General features: G+C 61.5%; 18 protein-coding genes. 12 read left to right on the forward strand and 6 right to left on the reverse strand.

All coding sequences use genetic code 11. The features are described 5' to 3' along the window. Positions 1–28 precede the first annotated feature (28 nt). From SULPSESMR1_RS18675 to SULPSESMR1_RS18685, 3 genes are read left to right on the forward strand one after another with little or no spacing between them, the layout of a single operon-like run. The gene (locus SULPSESMR1_RS18675) at positions 29–733 is read left to right on the forward strand and encodes an ABC transporter permease (RefSeq protein ID WP_089422580.1); all 705 of its coding nucleotides are present in this window, start codon (positions 29–31) and stop codon (positions 731–733) included. Further along, on the forward strand, positions 733–1,446 hold the full coding sequence (locus tag SULPSESMR1_RS18680) for an ATP-binding cassette domain-containing protein (protein WP_089422581.1): 714 nt from the start codon (positions 733–735) through the stop codon (positions 1,444–1,446). The genes SULPSESMR1_RS18675 and SULPSESMR1_RS18680 overlap by 1 nt, the downstream gene beginning before the upstream one ends. Then, positions 1,446–2,255 (forward strand): substrate-binding domain-containing protein, encoded by an 810-nt coding sequence (locus SULPSESMR1_RS18685; protein WP_089422756.1) that lies wholly within the window; start codon positions 1,446–1,448, stop codon positions 2,253–2,255. Before SULPSESMR1_RS18680 ends, SULPSESMR1_RS18685 begins: the two co-directional genes overlap by 1 nt. Before the next feature lie 46 nt (positions 2,256–2,301). Here SULPSESMR1_RS18685 and SULPSESMR1_RS18690 read toward each other — a convergent pair whose 3' ends face one another. From SULPSESMR1_RS18690 to SULPSESMR1_RS18710, 5 genes are read right to left on the reverse strand one after another with little or no spacing between them, the layout of a single operon-like run. Then, positions 2,302–2,799 (reverse strand): DUF6505 family protein, encoded by a 498-nt coding sequence (locus SULPSESMR1_RS18690; protein WP_240311349.1) that lies wholly within the window; start codon positions 2,797–2,799, stop codon positions 2,302–2,304. After that, positions 2,796–3,512 (reverse strand): biotin/lipoate--protein ligase family protein, encoded by a 717-nt coding sequence (locus SULPSESMR1_RS18695; RefSeq protein ID WP_089422582.1) that lies wholly within the window; start codon positions 3,510–3,512, stop codon positions 2,796–2,798. The genes SULPSESMR1_RS18690 and SULPSESMR1_RS18695 overlap by 4 nt, the downstream gene beginning before the upstream one ends. Further along, the gene (locus SULPSESMR1_RS18700) at positions 3,509–4,579 is read right to left on the reverse strand and encodes an Mrp/NBP35 family ATP-binding protein (protein ID WP_089422583.1); all 1,071 of its coding nucleotides are present in this window, start codon (positions 4,577–4,579) and stop codon (positions 3,509–3,511) included. The genes SULPSESMR1_RS18695 and SULPSESMR1_RS18700 overlap by 4 nt, the downstream gene beginning before the upstream one ends. A 3-nt stretch (positions 4,580–4,582) precedes the next feature. Further along, complete coding sequence (locus tag SULPSESMR1_RS18705; RefSeq protein ID WP_089422584.1) at positions 4,583–4,786, reverse strand: DUF6494 family protein; 204 nt, start codon at positions 4,784–4,786, stop codon at positions 4,583–4,585. Positions 4,787–4,809: 23 nt separating this feature from the next. Then, positions 4,810–6,762 carry a 4Fe-4S binding protein gene (locus SULPSESMR1_RS18710; RefSeq protein ID WP_089422585.1) on the reverse strand — a complete coding sequence of 651 codons (1,953 nt, stop codon included), beginning with the start codon at positions 6,760–6,762 and terminating at the stop codon, positions 4,810–4,812. Between the two features lie 378 nt (positions 6,763–7,140). On the opposite strand from SULPSESMR1_RS18710, the gene SULPSESMR1_RS18715 reads away from it, so the two are divergent. The 9 genes from SULPSESMR1_RS18715 (at position 7,141) to SULPSESMR1_RS18750 (ending at position 15,714) form a co-directional block, all read left to right on the forward strand. Next, positions 7,141–7,680 (forward strand): DUF3305 domain-containing protein, encoded by a 540-nt coding sequence (locus SULPSESMR1_RS18715; protein ID WP_089422758.1) that lies wholly within the window; start codon positions 7,141–7,143, stop codon positions 7,678–7,680. Continuing rightward, positions 7,677–8,276, forward strand: a complete 600-nt coding sequence (locus tag SULPSESMR1_RS18720; RefSeq protein ID WP_089422586.1) for a DUF3306 domain-containing protein — start codon at positions 7,677–7,679, stop codon at positions 8,274–8,276. The genes SULPSESMR1_RS18715 and SULPSESMR1_RS18720 overlap by 4 nt, the downstream gene beginning before the upstream one ends. Then, positions 8,273–8,878 (forward strand): TorD/DmsD family molecular chaperone, encoded by a 606-nt coding sequence (locus tag SULPSESMR1_RS18725; RefSeq protein ID WP_089422587.1) that lies wholly within the window; start codon positions 8,273–8,275, stop codon positions 8,876–8,878. The genes SULPSESMR1_RS18720 and SULPSESMR1_RS18725 overlap by 4 nt, the downstream gene beginning before the upstream one ends. A gap of 61 nt (positions 8,879–8,939) precedes the next feature. Next, positions 8,940–9,146 carry a twin-arginine translocation pathway signal protein gene (locus tag SULPSESMR1_RS18730; protein WP_089422588.1) on the forward strand — a complete coding sequence of 69 codons (207 nt, stop codon included), beginning with the start codon at positions 8,940–8,942 and terminating at the stop codon, positions 9,144–9,146. Positions 9,147–9,298: 152 nt separating this feature from the next. Then, entirely contained in the window at positions 9,299–12,286 is a 2,988-nt protein-coding gene (locus SULPSESMR1_RS18735) for a formate dehydrogenase subunit alpha (RefSeq protein WP_089422589.1), read from the forward strand. A 12-nt stretch (positions 12,287–12,298) separates the two neighbouring features. Beyond that, positions 12,299–12,895: a formate dehydrogenase FDH3 subunit beta gene (gene fdh3B, locus SULPSESMR1_RS18740; protein ID WP_089422590.1), complete on the forward strand. Its 597-nt coding sequence runs from the start codon at positions 12,299–12,301 to the stop codon at positions 12,893–12,895. A 101-nt stretch (positions 12,896–12,996) separates the two neighbouring features. Next, positions 12,997–14,199: a formate dehydrogenase subunit gamma gene (locus tag SULPSESMR1_RS18745; protein ID WP_089422591.1), complete on the forward strand. Its 1,203-nt coding sequence runs from the start codon at positions 12,997–12,999 to the stop codon at positions 14,197–14,199. A gap of 34 nt (positions 14,200–14,233) precedes the next feature. Then, entirely contained in the window at positions 14,234–14,359 is a 126-nt protein-coding gene (locus SULPSESMR1_RS25755) for a hypothetical protein (protein WP_275888356.1), read from the forward strand. A gap of 14 nt (positions 14,360–14,373) precedes the next feature. Next, a complete protein-coding gene (locus tag SULPSESMR1_RS18750; protein WP_089422592.1) occupies positions 14,374–15,714 on the forward strand; it encodes a sigma-54-dependent transcriptional regulator in 1,341 nt (446 codons plus the stop codon). 12 nt (positions 15,715–15,726) lie between these two features. Here SULPSESMR1_RS18750 and SULPSESMR1_RS18755 read toward each other — a convergent pair. Beyond that, a protein-coding gene (locus tag SULPSESMR1_RS18755; RefSeq protein ID WP_089422485.1) for an IS630 family transposase occupies positions 15,727–16,685 on the reverse strand; the annotation gives its coding sequence in 2 pieces (ribosomal slippage) (positions 15,727–16,341 and positions 16,344–16,685; 957 coding nt in all). Positions 16,686–16,763 lie beyond the last annotated feature (78 nt).

Consider the following 16,763-nt stretch of genomic DNA (forward strand, 5'->3'; position numbering starts at 1 on the left):
CATCCGCAGACGAGGGGGCCATTTCCGTATGGTCGATTTATGGAGCGGGCTGGCGCAGGCGTTCTGGCTGGTTGTCACGCTGGATGCCGAACTGATGGAAATCGCGTTGCGTTCGCTGCGGGTGACGCTGACTGCGCTGGCAGTGGCCTGTCTGATCGCGCTGCCGCTGGCGGCCTTGATGGCGGTCAAACGATTCCGTGCGCGGCGGTTTGTGATTGCGATTCTGAATGCGCTGATGGGACTGCCGCCAGTGGTGGTGGGGCTGATCGTTTATGTGATCCTGTCGCGGTCCGGTCCGTTGGGGGTGATGGGCTTGCTGTTCACGCCGACGGCGATGATCATCGCGCAGACCATCATCATCGTGCCATTGATTGCATCCATCGCGCATCAGTCGATCCGTGATCTTTGGCAGCAATATCATGACCTTCTGATCTCGATGAACGTAACACAGGCGCAGAAGGTCCGCACATTGCTCTGGGATTGCAGGCGTGCGTTGTTGACGGCGGCATTGGCCGGATTTGGTCGTGCGATTGGCGAGGTTGGCGCGATCATGATTGTGGGGGGCAACATCGACCACGCGACACGGGTTCTGACCACGGCGATTGCGCTGGAAACCGGCAAGGGTGAATTTGCGCTGGCGCTGGCCTTGGGGTTTGTTCTGATCGGGCTGGCTGTGACCGTCAATCTGGCTATTCACTGGCTGGGCCGAACCGAACGCGAGGGGGGGTGGTGATGACCCAGCTTTTCCCGATGCAGGCCAAGGGGATCGAAAGCCGCAGGCGCGGGCAGGTTCTGGTGGGGCCGATTGATCTGACGCTGGACGGTCAAGGGGCCAGTGTGGTGATCGGGCCGAACGGGGCGGGCAAGACTACGCTGTTGCGCCTGTTGCATGGCACCGCGCGGTTGTCTGCGGGGCAGATCAACTGGGCTTGCCCCACGGACGAGGCGCGGCACCACCAGGCCTTTGTGTTTCAACGCCCTGTGATGCTGCGCCGCACGGTGATGGAGAACCTGATTTATCCACTGCGCCTGCGCGGGACGCCAGTCGCCGACGCCCGCACGCGCGCCCGCGACTGGGCCGTGCGTGTCGGGCTTGAAAAGATGCTGGACCGCGCAGCCCCCGTCCTGTCGGGTGGCGAGCAGCAAAAGCTGGCGCTGGCGCGGGCGTTGATAGCAGAGCCGAAGGTGCTGTTTCTTGACGAACCCTGCGCCGCACTTGATGGCCGCGCCACGCGCGAGATCGAAGAGATTCTGGCACATGCAAAAGCCACCGGCACGCGGCTGATCCTGTCCACACATGACATGGGGCAGGCGCGGCGGATCGGCGACGAGGTGCTGTTCCTGCTGGGCGGACGCATCCATGAAAGCGGGTCGGTTGACCGGTTTTTCAACGGGCCGGAGACACCACAGGCGCAGGCTTTTCTCAGAGGAGACATCGTAGAATGATGAAACGATTTGCAATGACGCTGGTGGCGCTGGTCATCGGTACTGCTGTGCAGGCGTCTGATGTGATGAAAGTGGCGGTGACGACGTCGTTCAACAACTCGGGGCTTGCCGATGTGTTGCTGCCCGAGATCAAAAAGGATCTGGACCTTGTTGTGCAGTTGCTGGTTGTCGGTACCGGGCAGGCGATCAAGCTGGGCAAGGCGGGTGATGTCGACGCCATTCTTGTCCACTCGCGCAAGGCCGAAGAGGCCTTTGTAGATGGCGGGTTTGGTACATATCGCACCCAGATTATGTACAATGATTTCGTGATCATCGGGCCCTCGGCCGACCCTGCGGGCATCAAGGATGCAAATGCTGCGGTGACTGCCTTGGCAGCGATTGCCAAGGTCCAGACGCCCTTTGTCAGCCGTGGCGATGACAGCGGCACGCATAAAAAGGAACTGTCGCTATGGCAGGCGGCGGGTATGGACCCCGAAGGTTTTGGTGATTGGTACAAGGCGGTTGGCGCTGGCATGGGGGCAGCGCTGAACACCGCGTCGGGCATTCCGGCATATATCATGGCCGATCGCGCAAGTTGGCTGAAATTCGGCAACAAGGGCGAACTTGAACTGCTTTATGCGGGTGATCCGTTGCTGTTCAACCAATACGCCTTTTTGCCGGTGAACCCCGAGATGCACGGCCATGTAAAAACCGATCTGGCGTTGAAGCTGGAAGAATGGCTGACATCCGAACGGGCTTCGACGCTGATCAACAACTACAGGATCAACGGCGAGGCGCTGTTTGTGTTCAACGCCGAGGCAGCGGAATAACTCCGTATCAGAGACACAGCGCGCCCTTCATCGGGCGCGGTGCTGCCTATTCCGGCAGGTCGCCGTGAATGGCGAACTGTTCCAGTCCTGCATCCTGCGGCTGAATCACTCGAAAACTCTCGCGTACCCCCGCATCGGTTAATTCGCGCGCAACGGTCAGCAGGCTGTTGGCGTCATGGTCGGCACACATGTCCATCATCTGTGACAATTCTTCCGCGGCGACAGGGCGGGCGGCGTCGACGTCAGGCGCCCCGTAATAGGTGACAAAATGCTGTGCCAGCATCTCGGTCAGGGTGGCAATTTCCGCAGGTTCGATCTGGGTCACCGCCACAAAGGTCACACGGCCAAAGGTTTCCAACCCCAGCCAGCCGTTGGCAAAGGCTTGTCGCGCCTTGCCGGTCAGGTCGCCTTGGGTCCAGTCCGAAAATTCGAACCCGCCCGAGACGCACCATTCCCCCGTTCGCGCGGGGCTGGAAAACACGTTTCTGTCGCTTTCGTCAAAGTGGATTGCGCGGGCAAGCTTGCGCAGGTCTGGCTGAGTCACGGGCTGGGCTCCAATATCGAGGTAAGCGGGATCAGATGCGTGGCGTCACCATCGCGCAGCAACATGCCAAAGCGTTCGTCGACGCCAAGGAACGTGCCGGTCCGGCCATCTACGGTGATATCTTCACCGATTCCATAGGCCAGCCCGCGCCATTCGCCATGCAGGGGGGCGGCGCCTTCGTCCTCCCAGCGGTTGATCCAGTGCAGGCTGTGGCGGGCCCATGCCTCGACCAGTTCGGGCGGGGCGACGTCGGCGCAACCTTCGGCGTAAAGGGCGGTTTGGTCGGGGTGCAGTCCGGTTTGAGCCAGATCGGGATCGTCCACGGGGTAAAGCGGCAGGGTAAATCCGACCACCAGCCAGTCGGGCACCGCCTCTGGATTTGTATCGGACGCCATGCAGCGAAAGCGCCCGCAGGCGGCGTTATTGAGGCGCAGGCCGCCGTTCCAGTCCAGATGCACCGCGACCTCGGGCGGGGCCAATGCACCAAGCGCGTTTTGAAAGCCGATACCGCAAAGCGGCAGCATCGCCATCGCATCCTTCAGCGGCACTTCGGGGGCAAAGACCAAAGACGTCTCGACCGTGTGACCGCCCAAAGCATAGACGACGAGCCCGGGATCGCAGCCCGTCGCTGCACGCATGGCGGCGTGTTCAAACGCATCCGACGCCACAGCCTCGCCCCAAAGCAGCGGCGGAAAGGCCAGTGCTTCGGTCATGCGGCACCGCTTTCGATCAGCTTGCGGGCGATGGCCTGAAAGCTGTGCGCCTGTGGGCTGTCCGGCTGGCTGACGGTGATCGGCGCGCCCCCATCCGAAGCAAGGCGGATCTGCAGGTCAAGCGGCACTTCGGCCAGCAGGGGAACGCCCATCTTGGCAGCCTCTGCCGCGACACCGCCGTGGCCGAAAACGTGTTCCTCATGGCCGCAGTTGGTGCAGATATGCGTCGACATATTCTCGATCATTCCGATGATCGGCACCTTGAGCTGGTTGAACATGTCGATGCCCTTGCGCGCATCCAGCAAGGCGACATCCTGCGGTGTAGAGACAATTATCGCCCCGTCCACCTGCGCCTTTTGCGCCAATGTCATCTGCACGTCGCCGGTGCCGGGAGGCAGATCGACGATCAGCACATCCAGCGCGCCCCACTGCACTTGCGTCATCATCTGTTGTAACGCGCCCATCAGCATCGGGCCGCGCCAGACCACGGCCTGATCCTCGTTGGTCATCAGGCCGATCGACATCATCGTGACGCCGTGGTTGCGCATCGGCAGGATCGTCTTGCCATCGGGCGAGGCAGGTCGCCCCGACACGCCCAGCATCCGCGGCTGGCTAGGGCCGTAAACGTCGGCATCCAGCAGCCCCACGCGCCGACCCTGCTGCGCAAGAGCGCAGGCAAGGTTGGCCGATACGGTGGATTTTCCGACGCCGCCCTTGCCCGACGCAATCGCCAGAATTCGGTCAATGCCGGGGATTTTCTGCGGGCCTTTGGGTTCTGCCGCGCGTTGCGGTTTCAGATCGGGGGGTGGTGCCTTTTCACTGTGACCGGTCAGCACGATCGACACTTTGCCGATGCCTTCGACCTGTGCCAATGCGGCCTCGGCCTGCGCTTTGGCTTGGGTATATGCGTCGGCCTGCGCGGGCGGAATTTCCATTACGAAACGCACCGCACCTATCGCGTCAACGTTCAGGGCGCGCATCACACCGCTGGCGACAATATCGGTGCCCGTCGCCGGATCGGTGACGGTTTTGAGCGCGGCAAGAACCGCTTCTCTGTTGGCTGGCACTGTTCAGTCCTGTTCTTCTTGCGGGGCGGTGATGGTGCCGGTGACCTCGTGGGTCATGCCCAGTTCGGGGATGGTGATCACGGCGCGGACGGGCACGGCCTGTCCGGCGGTGGCCCCTTCGCGCATGGCCTTTTCGATGGCCTGCTGCGAGGTCACGCCGACCTGTTTGAGAAACTTGCGCATCGACATGTTGAAATCGTCGCTCATGGGGGCTCCTTTCTGTGGGCGGATCAGTGATCGCGCCGCTTGCTAAGGTAATCGTCGGTGGTGCGGGGGCGGGGGCGTTCGCCACCCGCCAGCGGGTTGTTGGTGGCATGATACTGCGCGTTGATACGGCAATCGTCACACATCTGGATCATCCGCAGCTTGGCGTCGTCCGTGAACATACTGTGGTTGCGCAGCTTGTCGGTGATCCGGTCGATGGTGGATTTGACGCCGAACAGGGTGCCACATTCAACGCAAGCGAACGGCTCTTCCTCGTGCAGCACGCGCTGTTCCAGCGCCGCGCCGGTCAGGTCCAGTTGCGGGGCCAGCGTGATCGCATTTTCAGGGCAGATGTTGGCGCAAAGACCGCATTGCAAACAGGCGTCTTCCTGAAAGCGCAGTTGCGGCAGATCGGGGTTGTCGCCAAGCGCACCCGAGGGGCAGAGCGACACACACGACAGACACAGCGTGCAGGCGTCCGGATCAACCACAAGCGCGCCATAGGGCGCACCGGCGGGCAGGGGCAGCACATCGGTGTCGGGATGCAGGGCGCGGGCGGCCTGACGGGTGATCTGGCGGCGGGTGCCCATTGGGCGCACGGGGCTGACGACAGACGCGGGGGCTTGCGCGTCATACAGTGTATCGGACATCGCGTCGGGGTCGGGCGTGTCGATCAGTTGCACCCGCGCGTCGCCTGCGATGGCACGGGCCAGCGCGATTTGGGTCTCGATCGCATCGCGGTCGGACTTGGGGCCCAGCAGCAGGCTGACCGAGGCAAAGCCCGCCGCCAGTGCGGCCAGCGCTTCGGCATGGCCAAAGGCTGCCAGCGCGGGCAGGGCCATTGGCACCACATCGGCGGGCAGGCCGCGCCCGTGGCGGGCCGACAGGCGGATCATCTCGGCACCGTGGGTGTCGTCGTGGACCATCAGGCGCGGTGCCTTGCCGCCTGCATCAAGAAACGCGCGGGCCAGCGTCTGGACGCGCAGCATGGTGAAGTCGACCGGCGGAGCGTCATAGCTGATCGCACCGGACGGGCAGGCGGCAGAGCAGGCGCCGCAGCCTGCGCAGATCATCGGGTCGACCGTGACATGGTCGCCGTCAGGAGTGATTGCGCCAGTCGGGCACAGGTCCAGACAGTTGGTGCAACCGGTCTGCCCCGCTCGGCTGTGGGCGCACAGCAACGGTTCGGTGCGCACATGCAGCGGTTGTTCGAACGTACCGGTCAGATGCGACGCGGCCAGCACGGCGGCGGCGATGGCAGGGGGATGGGCCGGATCAGCGCGCAGGTAGCCCTCGCGCTTTTCCGGGGCGGGAAACAGCGGCTGGCCACCGCGCAGATCAAGGATCACGTCGCAATGGCTGATCGCGCCGTCTTGGGGGTCGGTAAAGGTCAGATCGCCACGCCCACCGGGCACCACCTGCCGCAGGGCGTCGATGGTGACTTCGAAGTGTCCCAGCGCGCCCCTGGCTGTACGCAGAGTGCCGCCGATCACGTCGAAATCGCGGGTGTCAGGCAGCGATTGGGACGGATCGGTCAGCAGGGTAACGGCAAGATGGTCTTTCAACTGGTGGGCGGCTTGCAGCGCGGTCTCGCCTTGGCCCAAGATCAGGCACAATCCCTCGGATGTGACATCCAGCGACTTCTCCAGCGGCGCGTTCAGCAGCGCCTCGGCGGCAAGGGCGGACATTTTGGGCAGTTTCGACGCGGGGTCATCGGACCAACCGGCCCGATCGCGCAGGTCCAGCAGGGGGGGTAGGGCCACCCCCAGTTCCTCGGCCAGTTCGGTGAAGACCCGCGATTCCTGCGTGCAGCAAAAAATTGCATCACCTGCGGTCAGGGCGGCTGCGGCATGGTCGATCTGGCGGGTGCACAGGGCCGAACAGGGGGGCGCGACGGCATGACCAAGAGCATTTGCAAGCGCATCGGAGTCGATGCTTTGAGAGCCCTCACAATCACATGTTATCAATGTCTTTGCCATGATTTTCCCCTTGCTGGATGCACCGTTTCAGGCGGTTCGCGCGCGGTGATCCGGCCCCAAGCTAGACGGCTTTCGGCCCCGCCCACAACCGCAATTCCACCGCGCTGCACGGTCAGGTTGCGCCAGCTCGCGATGCCGCAAAGCAGCATTGGCGTCGGGTGATTCGTTTTTGGTCAACGCGTCTTTTTCCTATAAAAACAGTCAAGTTAGACAATTCGACCGAGTGCGGGGTTTTGCCCGCTGCTGGCTGGCCAACTTGTCTGGGGATCAGGGTTTTTTGGACAAAGGAAGCGATAGCGCTTTGCACCGGCGGGGTGGGCAAGCGAGGATAAAGACCGGAGGAGCGTCTTGATCTATAACCCGAAAATGTACCGGAGTTTGCCCGTGGGTATCGTGCTGCGGCGCGCGCCCGGAGTGACCCGTTGGGCCAAGTGGAGCTGGAAGGCGACCGCTGTGCTTCCCGGTGCGTCGGATGCGGATTGGCGCGAACTGCGCCACGAGGGCGAGACCACCGAATACCACGCCGCGACCGTGCCGCTGGACCTGCACGGGGCCGAGACCGAGGCCTATGTGCACGGGCTGGGTGCCAAGGTGCCATGCGTCTATGTGGTGATGCGCCCGATTGCCGGCGCGACAGAGCGCCCGTTCAAGGTGCTGCTTGTGACCGCTTCGCCCTACGAGGCGCAGGATTATTGCGACAGTGCCGAAGAAGTGGTCGAGAAGGTGGCGATGCCGCAGGGTCTGGAAGCTTGGGTGCGGGCCTTCGTTGACGAGTTTCATCACGAAGAAGCCTTTGTGAAGCGTCGCCGCGACAAGCAACGGACCGACCAGCAGCAGGACGGCATCGGCGATCCGCGTATTCACACTGGCGCGGATGTATACGCTTCGCCCGCGCTGAAGCGCAGGCGGATGATATGAGCGGGTTCTGGGATCGCCGCCGCGCCGCCGTTGCCGCAGAGGCCGAGGTTGAAGCGCAAGTTGCCGCAGACGCAGCGCAAGCCGCCGAGCAAGAGCTGCTTGAGGCGCGCGACGATACCGAGCTGTTGGAGGAACTGGGCCTGCCGTCGCCCGACAATCTGGTGGACGGCGCGCAGCTGCGGGAATTTCTCAAGGCGCAGTTGCCACAGCGGCTGAAGACACGCGCCCTGCGCGGGTTCTGGCGCAGCAATCCGGTTCTGGCCTGTCTGGATGGGCTGAACGACTACGACGACGATTATACGCTGGCCTCGACAGCCGGTCAGACGGTCAACACGCTGTATCAGGTGGGTAAAGGCATGGTGCAGCCGCTGGCAGATATGCTGGAAGATGACACGCCCGAGGCCGAGGTGGTTTTGGCGCAGACAACCGATGTGGACGTGCCCGAACCGCAGGACGCGGATATCGAAATGGCGCCCGCTTATGAATACGAAGACGACCTTGAGGGCGACGCGGACCTGACCGCCCCTGCCCCGACACATCGCCGGATGCGGTTTCAATTCGCAGCGGCATCCGACGCAAAAGGCACAGGCGCATGAACCAGATGACCAGCACACAGATCCCCGAAGAAGACCGCCTGCGCGCGGACTTGTACAATTTTATGGGTCTGATCCTGTCAGCCCCGCCCGACCGGATACTGCTGGATCAATGCGCGGGCCTGCAAGGTGACGACAGCGAACTGGGGCAGGGGATTGCGACCCTGTCGAAACTGGCGCGGCTGACCAAACCCGCAACGGTGGAAAGCGAATTCAACCGCCTGTTCATCGGGCTGGGACGGGGCGAATTGCTGCCCTATGCCAGCTACTATCTGACCGGCTTTCTGAACGAAAAGCCGCTGGCGTTGCTGCGGCAGGACATGGCGGCACGCGGGTTGGAACGGGCCGATACCGTGTTCGAACCAGAAGACAACATCGCATCGCTGATGGAAATGATGGGCGCGATGATCGCGGGGCGCTTTGGCACGCCAGCCACGCTGGACCAGCAAAAGACGTTCTTCAACAAACATATCGCGCCTTGGGCGGGACATTTCTTTTCCGATCTGGAGGGGGCCAAGAATTCGGTCTTTTACGCGCCCGTGGGCAAGATCGGCCGCGCCTTTATGGAGGTCGAATCCGAAGCCTTTCGGCTAAGCGGTAACTGAACACCAAACCCCGTGGGCATTTCGCCCGCTTAACACTGACAACACCAAGAGGAGGCCAAAGATGACCAAACAATCCGACGCACCCGAAGTCCGCAAGGACAGGCGCGCGTTCCTGAAATTCGCAAGTACAGCGGCTCCGCTGGCTGCGGTGGCGGTGGCCACCGGCACGACCGAGGCGCAAGCCGCCGCAGTCGAGCCTGACCTGTCATCGGACAAGATGCAGGATACCGAACACACCCGCGCCTATTACGCCAGCGCGCGGTTCTGAGGGCCGATTGCCCCCAATGATACGAAACAGCATGGCCCGTACCGGACCCTGCAACACCGGCAAGAAGCGACTGGTTGCGTGACGCCCGACTGCAAATTGCCATCCATTAGCCACCAGATGCGGGGCAAGTCCCGCGTTCAGGGAGTGAAGATATGTTGAGGAAAAAGACCAACGGGGTTGCGCGACGCCCCCAGCGGACAAGTATCCTGTCAGATGTGGCCCGGTCCAAGATCGACCGCCGTGCGTTTTTGCGCGGTTCGGGACTGGCCATCGGCGGATTGGCCGCCATTGCCGCGACAGGCGGCACCGTACAACAGGCCTCTGCCGCGACGGCAGCGGCGACAGGCGCCATCGAGATCAAGAAATCCATCTGCACCCACTGTTCTGTGGGTTGCACGGTCATCGCCGAAGTGTCGGATGGCGTCTGGATCGGGCAAGAGCCCGGCTGGGACAGCCCCTTCAACCTCGGGGCGCATTGTGCCAAAGGCGCATCGGTGCGCGAACATGCCCACGGCGAACGCCGTCTGAAATATCCGATGAAAAAAGTCGGAGGCGAATGGCAGCGCATCAGCTGGGAACAGGCCATCGACGAGATCGGTGACAAGATGATGTCGATCCGCGACACATCCGGCCCCGACAGCGTGTACTGGCTGGGTTCGGCCAAAAGTTCGAACGAAGGTGCGTATCTGTTCCGCAAGTTTGCTGCCTATTGGGGCACCAACAACGTCGATCACCAGGCGCGTATCTGCCACTCGACCACCGTTGCGGGCGTTGCGAACACATGGGGCTATGGCGCCATGACCAACAGCTACAACGACATTCACAACTCCAAGGCGATCTTCATCATTGGCGGCAACCCCGCCGAGGCGCACCCTGTGTCGCTTCAGCACCTGCTGAAAGCCAAAGAGCAGAACAACGCGCCGTTGATCGTCTGCGACCCGCGCTTTACCCGCACGGCAGCCCATGCGGACGAGTTTGTCCGCTTCCGGCCCGGATCGGATGTGGCGTTGGTTTGGGGTATTCTCTACCATATCTTTGACAACAAATGGGAGGATGAAGAGTTCATCCGCACCCGTGTCTGGGGCATGGACGAGATCCGCAAAGAGGTGGCCAACTGGACACCCGACGAGGTCGAGCGTGTAACAGGCGTGCCCGAGGCACAGCTGAAACGCGTGGCCCGCACGTTGGCCAACAACCGCCCCGGCACCGTGATCTGGTGTATGGGTGGCACGCAGCACACCAACGGCAATAACAACACCCGCGCCTATTGCATCCTTCAGCTTGCGCTGGGGAACATGGGCCGCGCTGGTGGTGGCACCAACATCTTCCGTGGCCACGACAACGTGCAAGGCGCGACCGACCTTGGTGTTCTGGCCGACACGCTGCCGGGCTATTATGGTCTGTCTGCCGGATCGTGGGCCCACTGGGCACGCGTCTGGGAGGAAGATCTGGACTGGCTCAAGGGCCGGTTCGACACGCTCAAGGGTGCCGATGGCAAGGACAAGGCCATGATGGGGCTGACGGGTATTCCCGTTTCGCGTTGGATTGACGGTGTTCTGGAAGCCCGCGAGAACCTTGAACAACCCGATAATACCAAAGCAATGGTGCTGTGGGGTCACGCGCCCAACTCGCAGACCCGTCAAAAGGAAATGAAAACGGCGATGGAAAAGCTCGACCTGCTGGTCGTGGTCGATCCGTACCCCACTGTTTCCGCTGTTCTGCATGACCGCACCGACAACACCTATCTGTTGCCGGCGTCGACGCAGTTCGAAACCTCGGGTTCTGTCACCGCGTCCAACCGGTCACTGCAATGGCGTGAAAAGGTGGTCGAGCCGCTGTTTGAATCTCTGCCCGATCACACGATCCTGCACAAGTTCGCCACCAAGTTCGGCTTTGCGGATCGTATGTTCCGCAATATCGAGGTGAACGGAGAAGAACCGCTGGTCGAGGATCTGACCCGCGAGTTCAACCGCGGCATGTGGACCATCGGCTATACCGGGCAAAGCCCGGAACGGCTGAAGATGCACATGGAAAACCAGCACACCTTTGACAAGACCACGTTGCGGGCCGTTGGCGGTCCGGCGGATGGTGATTTCTACGGCTTGCCGTGGCCCAGCTGGGGCACGCCCGAGATGAACCACCCCGGCACGGCGAACCTGTACGATATGTCCCTGCCAGTGGCCGAAGGCGGTCTGACCTTCCGAGCCCGTTTCGGTGTGGAACGTGACGGTGAAAATCTGCTGGCCGAAGGGGTTTATTCCAAAGGCTCGGAAATTCAGGATGGCTATCCCGAGTTTACCATGCAGATGCTGATCGACCTTGGGTGGGATGGCGACCTGACGGCAGATGAACGCCAGTCGATCGAAATGGTCGCAGGCTATCAAAAGCCCGAAAACTCGGACGAAGGCAGCACCGAGGTTGGCGAGACATCGCAACAGGGCGACATCCCGTCGGACTACAACGAAAAGGTCGGCGGCGTGAACTGGAAAACCGACCTGTCGGGTGGCATCCAGCGGGTTGCGATTGCCCACGGGTGTGCGCCTTTTGGCAACGCCAAGGCACGTTGTGTGGTCTGGACCTTCCCCGACCCAGTGCCGCTGCACCGCGAGCCGCTGTACACCAACCGTCGCGATTTGGTCGAAGACTATCCGACCTACGAGGACAAATCGTTCTGGCGGGTTCCGACGCTGTATGCGTCGATCCAGAAGAACGACTTTTCCAAAGAGTTCCCGATTATCCTGACCTCGGGCCGTTTGGTCGAATACGAGGGCGGCGGGGACGAGACGCGGTCGAACCCGTGGCTGGCCGAATTGCAGCAGACCATGTTCATCGAGATCAACACACGCGACGCCAACAACCTTGGTGTGCGTGATGGTGCCGATGTCTGGGTCGAGGGGCCGGAAGGCGGGCGGATCAAGGTGCAGGCCATGGTCACCGAGCGGGTCGGCGAGGGCGTTGCCTTTATGCCGTTCCACTTTGGTGGTCACATGGAAGGCGTCAGCCTGCGGGACAAATATCCCGAAGGTGCCGATCCGATCGTACTGGGGGAAAGCACAAACACCGTGCAGACCTACGGCTACGACTCGGTCACTCAGATGCAAGAGACCAAAGCGACTCTTTGCAAAATCATGCCCGCGTAAGGAGACAAGAGAATGGCTAGATCAAAATTTCTCTGCGATGCCGAACGCTGCATCGAATGCAACGCCTGTGTCACGGCCTGTAAGAACGAGCACGAGGTGCCTTGGGGCATCAACCGCCGTCGGGTTGTGACCATTCAGGACGGCCTGCCGGGCGAACGCTCGATTTCGGTCGCCTGTATGCACTGCTCGGACGCGCCCTGTATGGCCGTCTGTCCGGTGGACTGTTTTTACCAGACCGACGAAGGTGTGGTTCTGCACTCCAAGGATCTGTGCATTGGCTGTGGTTACTGTTTCTACGCGTGCCCATTTGGTGCGCCGCAGTACCCACAGGCGGGCAACTTCGGGTCGCGTGGCAAGATGGACAAATGTACCTTCTGCGCCGGTGGTCCCGAAGAAAACAACTCGCAGGCCGAGTTCCAGAAGTACGGGCGCAACCGGATCGCAGAGGGCAAATTGCCAATTTGCGCCGAGATGTGTTCGACCAAGGCCTTGCTTGCCGGTGACGGCGACATGGTCTCGGACATCTACCGCGAACGTGTGGTGGCCCGTGGTTTCGGCTCCGGCGCCTGGGGTTGGGGCACCGCCTACGAAATGAAGGGCGGCCAGTAACCAAAGTGGCACGGGCGATGCGCGCGTGCCAATGACAGGATTGGCGGCCCCCGTTCGCGGCGGGCCGCCGCCTTACCGTATTTCATGACGGGGGATTTCCCATGTTGCGCCCGCTGATGGCACTATTCATTCTTGCTGTGCTGACTATGCCCGGCATTGCATCCGCACAAGACGTGCGCCCGCCCGGCAGTGCCGAGGTTATCGTACCCGAACGCAGTTCGACCGGCGGGGCACAAACACTGGGCGACGTTCTGCGCCGCCAGCAAGGCATCGAAATCGACGACAGTTTTCGACGCAATAACGTTGGTGGCGATGCAATAACCGCACCGGGTTTGGGCCCGTTGGGTGACGCGTCGGACTCTGACCAATGGCGCGCGCTGCGCTATAACGAGGCCGACGTGACGGTGAGCACGATGGACCAGCGCGGCAAAGTGCTGGTGCAGGACGGCGGCATGTGGTGGCAACAGGTGCGGCAGGGGCCGTTGGCCACCTATGGCGGCTGGCTGCTGGTGGCCACGCTGGCCGTGCTGGCGGTGTTCTTTCTGATACGCGGCCGCGTGCGAATTGACGGCGGCAAGACGGGACGCACCGTGACGCGGTTCAAGGCGATCGAACGCTTTGCACACTGGATGCTCGCAGGGTCGTTCATCCTGCTGGGGCTGACCGGATTGCTGACGCTGTTCGGGCGCAAAGTGCTTATTCCCACCTTTGGCCACGAAATCAATTCGGTCCTGTTAACCGGTTCCAAGTTCATTCACGACAACGTCTCGTGGGCGTTCATGATCGCGCTGGTGATGGTGTTCGTGATGTGGGTCTGGCACAATCTGCCCGACCGCACCGACCTGACGTGGCTGCGCTATGGCGGTGGTCTGGTTGGCAAGAAACACCCGCCCGCCAAAAAGTTCAACGCAGGTCAAAAGCTGATCTTCTGGTCGGTGATCGTGCTGGGCGCGTCTGCCTCTGCCTCGGGATTGTCGCTGTTGTTTCCATATGATCTGCCGTTGTTCGGGCATACTTTTGCGTTCCTGAACGACACCGGATTGCCCCAGGCCATCGGCTTTGGCGCGCTGCCCGTCGATCTGGCCCCACAAGAGGAAATGCAATATGCGCAGCTGTGGCATGCCATTGTCGGGTTTGTCATGATGGCGATCATCCTTGGCCACATCTATATTGGTACGCTGGGCATGGAAGGCGCCTATGATGCGATGGGCGACGGCGAGGTTGACGAGAACTGGGCCGAACAGCACCATTCGATCTGGCTGGAAAAGGTCAGAGAAAACGAACGCCGGAGTCCGGCGGAATGACGCCACTTGGAGCGCAGGCAACAGGAGACAGGCCATGAAAATCATGTTTGCAGGCTTTGCAGGGGTCATTGTGATCGGCGTCGTGGCCTATTTCGCCCTGCACGAGATGGGCTTTTCCTCGCAAGAGGTTTATTCCGGTGAAAACGTCAGACTGGACTGACGCGGGGGTAAACAATGGCGGGTGATGAATACGGCGGCACGCTTGCAGGCGCGTCGGTGCTGGTAATCGACGACGAGCCCGGTATGCGGAATTTTCTGGTCAAGATGCTTGAGCCACGGGTGAAACGGGTTGCGCAGGCCGCTTCACCCGCCGAGGCGACGCAGCTGCTGGACAAGACACATTTTGATGTTGTGGTGCTGGACAACATCATGCCGGGCAAAACCGGTCTGGAATGGGTCGAGGAACAGCGCCGCAAGGGGTTTTACGCCGACACCATTCTGATCACCGCCTATGCCGATCTGGAAACCGCGATCGCCGCGTTGCGCGCGGGCGTTAGCGATTTCATCCTTAAACCGTTCCGAACCAACCAGATTCTGGGTGCTGTGTCGCGCACGCTGGACCGCAAGAACCTGCGCCGCGACAACACGCTGTTGCGGCGCGAACTGCACGCAGGCAGCACGGTGCGGATGCTGGGCAAATCGCCCGCACTGAATGCGGTGCGCACGCTGTTGAAACGGCTGGCCCCGCTGCCGACGCCGGTGCTGTTCACCGGCGCCAGCGGCACAGGCAAGGAACTGGCGGCGCGGCAGTTGCACCAGATGTCGCCCCGTGCCGACAAGGCATTCGTGCCAGTGAATTGCGCGGCCATTGCGCCCGACCGCATCGTGCCCGAGCTGTTCGGCTCGGTCGAGGGGGATGCGACGCTCAAGCCCGGCTTGTTGCTATTGGCCGACGGGGGAACGCTGTTTCTGGACGAAGTGGCGCAGATGCCCGAACCCTTGCAGGCCGCGTTGCTGCGTGTGCTGGAAGACCAGCGTATCCGCCCGCAAGGGGCCGAGCGCGAGATTCCGCTGGACCTGCGGTTTTTGTTCGCCACCAACGCCGATCTGGAAAAGGCAGTGGCCGAGGGCCGTTTTCGCGCCGACCTGTATCACCGGATCAACGTGGTCAAGATCGAGATGCCGCCGCTCAGGGATCGCTCGGAAGACATTGTTGAGTTGGCGGCATTGTTCATGGAGCAGTTTTCGACCGTTCTGGGCATGCCTGCGCTGCGGTTGGACGACGACACCTTGCTAAAGCTGCGCCGCTACGACTGGCCTGGCAACGTGCGCGAACTGCGCAATCTGATCGAGCGCTCGGTGATCCTCGGGTTTTTCCCCGACGAGTTTTCGGGGCAGGGATCGGTTGCGGGGGCGCGGGCCATCGAAGAGCTGGATCTGGTGATTCAGCGACACATGCTGCACATGCTGGATCTGTGTAACGGTAACCGCGCCGAGGCGGCGCGGCGCTTGGGCGTGTCACGCAAGACCATCGACCGCAGACTGCAAGCCTGGGGTGAGTTGGGGCCGGATTAAAGCAACCGACTTTTAACCTGAGACATATCCGGCAGCCTTAAAGTAGTTCCAGCATTCTTCTGGCGAGAATAGATCGCAGATTTCTGTGAGGGCGTGGAACATATCTGTGAATGTTCGAGCGCCGATCCTGCGCAGGTGTGCTTTGAGTTTGGAGAACGCCATTTCAATTGGGTTCAGGTCGGGGCTGTAGGGCGGCAGGAACAGGAACCAGCATCCGGCTTCGCGCATGGCTTTGGCAGCGGCGGCATTCTTGTGCGTGGCAAGATTGTCCAGGATGACAACAGTGCCTGGTTCCAGCTCTGGCACCAGCACTTGTTCGACGTAGGCGGCAAAGGCTTCGCCATCCATCGCGCCTTTGATGACCCATGGCGCGAGCAAGGCATCGGCACTGAGACCCGCGATGAAGGTCTGTGTGCCCCAACTGCCGAAAGGGGCATCCATGACGAGGCGTTCGCCGCGCTGCGACCATCCGCGCTGTCGAGTCAGGTTGGTTTTGACCGAAGTTTCGTCAATGAACACAACATGGTCTGGCTTAGCCGAAACGGCTGGCAGACGATGGATGAACCAGTCTTCACGTTGTTTCTTTACACGTGCGCGGCGGCGCTCGGTGGCGACCAGCGTCTTTTTTTGTACGTAAAGCCAAGCTTGCGCAGAAATCGGCCAATCGCATCAGGGTGCGCCTGTACGCCGGTTGCATCCGACAGAGCACCGGCCAGTTCAGGCATGGTTATGTCGCCGTCCTGCTCTATCAGTTCGACGAGAAACGACCGATGCGGATCAAGCTTACCCTTGCCGCGGGGGCGGCCCTGGGGTGCGGCTTTTGCTTGTCCAGTTCGCCGGATCGCAAACCCCCAACGCGCGCCTGTCGCAGGGGACAGCTTCAACCGCAACGCCGCCGCGCGCCCGCTAAACCCTTCTTCAATCAACTTCTGGAACCGCGCCCGTAGCGCATCTGGCAAAGGTGCTGACATGATCCATCCTCCCAAACTGGATGAATCACAGTTGAAGCCTCAAGGGAATCCCTTTCGATTCAAGTTTTGCGTCGGACG

It is taken from the genome of Pseudosulfitobacter pseudonitzschiae (assembly GCF_002222635.1).
GTDB classification, from domain to species: Bacteria; Pseudomonadota; Alphaproteobacteria; order Rhodobacterales; family Rhodobacteraceae; genus Pseudosulfitobacter; species Pseudosulfitobacter pseudonitzschiae_A.

Coding starts and splice junctions, on each gene's coding strand:
- SULPSESMR1_RS18675 (WP_089422580.1), top strand. CDS start 29: ATGGTCGATTTATGGAGCGGGCTGGCGCAGGCGTTCTGGCTGGTTGTC.
- SULPSESMR1_RS18680 (WP_089422581.1), top strand. CDS start 733: ATGACCCAGCTTTTCCCGATGCAGGCCAAGGGGATCGAAAGCCGCAGG.
- SULPSESMR1_RS18685 (WP_089422756.1), top strand. CDS start 1,446: ATGAAACGATTTGCAATGACGCTGGTGGCGCTGGTCATCGGTACTGCT.
- SULPSESMR1_RS18695 (WP_089422582.1), bottom strand. CDS start 3,512: ATGACCGAAGCACTGGCCTTTCCGCCGCTGCTTTGGGGCGAGGCTGTG.
- SULPSESMR1_RS18705 (WP_089422584.1), bottom strand. CDS start 4,786: ATGAGCGACGATTTCAACATGTCGATGCGCAAGTTTCTCAAACAGGTC.
- SULPSESMR1_RS18710 (WP_089422585.1), bottom strand. CDS start 6,762: ATGGCAAAGACATTGATAACATGTGATTGTGAGGGCTCTCAAAGCATC.
- SULPSESMR1_RS18720 (WP_089422586.1), top strand. CDS start 7,677: ATGAGCGGGTTCTGGGATCGCCGCCGCGCCGCCGTTGCCGCAGAGGCC.
- SULPSESMR1_RS18725 (WP_089422587.1), top strand. CDS start 8,273: ATGAACCAGATGACCAGCACACAGATCCCCGAAGAAGACCGCCTGCGC.
- SULPSESMR1_RS18730 (WP_089422588.1), top strand. CDS start 8,940: ATGACCAAACAATCCGACGCACCCGAAGTCCGCAAGGACAGGCGCGCG.
- SULPSESMR1_RS18735 (WP_089422589.1), top strand. CDS start 9,299: ATGTTGAGGAAAAAGACCAACGGGGTTGCGCGACGCCCCCAGCGGACA.
- fdh3B (WP_089422590.1), top strand. CDS start 12,299: ATGGCTAGATCAAAATTTCTCTGCGATGCCGAACGCTGCATCGAATGC.
- SULPSESMR1_RS18745 (WP_089422591.1), top strand. CDS start 12,997: ATGTTGCGCCCGCTGATGGCACTATTCATTCTTGCTGTGCTGACTATG.
- SULPSESMR1_RS25755 (WP_275888356.1), top strand. CDS start 14,234: ATGAAAATCATGTTTGCAGGCTTTGCAGGGGTCATTGTGATCGGCGTC.
- SULPSESMR1_RS18750 (WP_089422592.1), top strand. CDS start 14,374: ATGGCGGGTGATGAATACGGCGGCACGCTTGCAGGCGCGTCGGTGCTG.